At 44.0% G+C, this 2,042-nt stretch carries 2 protein-coding genes; both read left to right on the plus strand.

From position 1 onward, the window contains the following. Window positions 1-538: 538 nt before the first annotated feature. Window positions 539-1,000 carry a hypothetical protein gene (locus KL866_RS12940; RefSeq protein WP_025256672.1) on the plus strand — a complete coding sequence of 154 codons (462 nt, stop codon included), beginning with the start codon at window positions 539-541 and terminating at the stop codon, window positions 998-1,000. A 179-nt stretch (window positions 1,001-1,179) separates the two neighbouring features. Further along, window positions 1,180-1,515, plus strand: coding sequence for a hypothetical protein (locus KL866_RS12945; protein WP_025255421.1), 336 nt, complete (start codon window positions 1,180-1,182; stop codon window positions 1,513-1,515). Window positions 1,516-2,042: the final 527 nt, after the last annotated feature.

A 2,042-nucleotide genomic window follows, 5' to 3' on the forward strand; every position in this document is an offset into this window, starting at 1 on the left:
AGCATTGTCATATAACAACCCAATCAACACACTCACTACGTTCGCTGGGACGCAAACACGCAGGGCGGCTTCGCCATTATGCCCTACGTTCCTGCGCCCCTTATTTAAAAGTTAGGCGTCATTTACTCACAGCATTAAAATATGGTTTAAACCGTGACATTCCAGCATCAAGGTTGTTTCGCTAGGTTGTCTTTACCGCTAGCTTTTTCGGTAGTCTCAATAGCTTTAGCAACGCGCTTTTTCTCAACATCGCAACGCCAACATTCTGCATCATCAGTTTTCTAAACTCGCTCTTTTATCCAGCAATGTCGTTAACATCTAGCTTTTCGCATAGGGTTGTTTTATCTTAAATTCAACAATTTAAACACGCGGTCTATTTGGCTAGTGGTGGCAGCAAAGCTGCGTACTTTCAGTTGTACGCCTAACAAAACGCTCAAGCCACTCCCTTCGGTCGCTGGGACGCTAACACGTGGGCTGACTCACTTCGTTCGGATTTTAGCCCACGTGCTAGCGCCCCTTAGCTTAAAGTTAGGTGCCTATGAGGCAATATAGAATCACGAAATACAATCCGATAAACCGAGATATTTCAGGTGCATATTTGCTCGATGAATGGACTGAATTCTCAGATGTCGGTAAATTAACCGATATCAAAGAATATGAAGTAGTTGAGCGGCAATACATTGAAAGCCTAAAGTTATTGCTAAGTGATAACCAAATAACTTCTCTTAAACTTGTAGGGCTAGAGGACTATCAAAAACTCTGCCCTTTCAAAAAGACTGGCAGTATACCTCAACATGAATTCGGCAATGCGTTTAGGTCAGTGTTGCGTTCAGAATATTGGTGTAAATTTGAAGCAAAACATGCATATGTCCATTTTGGCTATGACTTTTATTCGTACATTGGTGTACCTACAGCTTCTGAATATACAATCAAGCGTATTGAGAAAAAGGGACTTTTCATTGAAAATTGCCATTCGCCATTCTTAGACAACGGCACCTAACAAACCACTGTAGTCACTCGCTGGCGCTCGCTGGGACACAAACACGCAGGCTCCCATCGCTCCGCTCCGTATTATAGCCTGCGTATTTGTGCCCCTAAGTGGGGCGTTAGAGGTCAAGAGTGTTTAGCCGGACCAAACAGATTTATCAATATCTCACCAAAGAAAGCCGGAACGGGAGCGTGGTATTTGCTCACCCTGCTGTCGGTTGGTTTGAGCTTTATTGCATTATCGTACTTATACCAAGTTTATTCTTATCTCCGCTAAGCATTATCACCGTGACCTTATGTCTCTTTTCCGTTAGACAACTTCAAAACCGCAATAAAAAAATTGCGCTTTTATTGCTATTAGTTGCCACGATTCCGTTTGCACCTGCGGCTTGGCTTTTCAATACATCGACAAATGATCTTCCCAATTGGCCGTTTGTGACTTTTTTAGTGTTTTCTGCCACACTTTTAGCCTTCGGCTTTTTTGCAGTCAAAAAGCAGTTCAGTGGCAGTGTCAAAGATGACCTCTAACAATCCAATAAACTCACTCGCTACGCTCGCTGGGACACAAACACGCAGGGCCGCTTCGCTATTATGCCCTACGCGTTTGCGCCCGTTATTGGGGCGTTAGGCGTCATTTACTTACAGCTTAAAAAAGTGGGTTCAATCGTGACATTCCAGCATAAAGGCTGTTTCACTAGGTTGTCTTTGCGGCTAGCTTTTCGGTAGTTTCAACGGCTTTAGCAACGCGCTTTTCATCAACACCGCAACGCCAACATTCAACATCACTAGCTTTCTAAACTCGCTCATTTATCCAGCAATATCGTTAACATCTGGCATTTCGCACAGGGTTGTTTTATCTTAAATTTAATAATTTAAACATGCGGTCTAATTGGCTAGTGGTGGCAGCAGAGCTGCGTACTTTCAGTTGTACGCCTAACAAAACGCTGTTGGCACTCCCTTCGGTCGCTGGGACGCTAACACGGCTGACTCACTTCGTTCGGATTTTAGCCCACGCGCTAGCGCCCCTTAGCTTAAAGTTATGTGTCACAGTAAAT

Source organism: Alteromonas sp. ALT199, assembly GCF_018619335.1.
Classification (GTDB): Bacteria; Pseudomonadota; Gammaproteobacteria; order Enterobacterales; family Alteromonadaceae; genus Alteromonas.

Bases quoted from the DNA above. Each gene is read 5' to 3' on its own strand.
- KL866_RS12940 (WP_025256672.1), top strand. From the start codon at position 539: ATGAGGCAATATAGAATCACGAAATACAATCCGATAAACCGAGATATT.